The organism is Chimaeribacter arupi (assembly GCF_002858805.1).
GTDB classification, from domain to species: Bacteria; Pseudomonadota; Gammaproteobacteria; order Enterobacterales; family Enterobacteriaceae; genus Chimaeribacter; species Chimaeribacter arupi.
The window spans coordinates 1-312 of sequence record NZ_PJZI01000107.1 but is presented as its reverse complement, the minus strand read 5'-3'; the positions used below and the strand labels follow the sequence as shown (position 1 = coordinate 312).

Sequence of the window (312 nt, the reverse complement as noted above, 5' to 3'; positions counted from 1 at the left end):
TGATGGTGGGTCGTGCAGGATTCGAACCTGCGACCAATTGATTAAAAGTCAACTGCTCTACCAACTGAGCTAACGACCCATCAGATACTGCGAACTACTTATTCTTTTGCTTTACCGCCATCATCTTCTTTAAATGATGGTGGGTCGTGCAGGATGACTCGGCCTCTGGCCTCGCCCTTCGGGCCAACGCTTGCGCGTTGTTATCCTTCACTTCCTTACATCCATCATCTTCTTTAAATGATGGTGGGTCGTGCAGGATTCGAACCTGCGACCAATTGATTAAAAGTCAACTGCTCTACCAACTGAGCTAAC

At 47.8% G+C, this 312-nt stretch carries 1 tRNA gene and 1 other RNA gene; both read right to left on the bottom strand.

Going from position 1 to position 312, the window contains the following annotated elements:
* Positions 1-3: 3 nt before the first annotated feature.
* Positions 4-79 (bottom strand) — tRNA-Lys (locus tag CYR52_RS22260).
* A 58-nt stretch (positions 80-137) separates the two neighbouring features.
* A non-coding RNA gene (locus CYR52_RS22775) (RtT sRNA) lies at positions 138-310 on the bottom strand.
* Between the last annotated feature and the right edge of the window lie 2 nt (positions 311-312).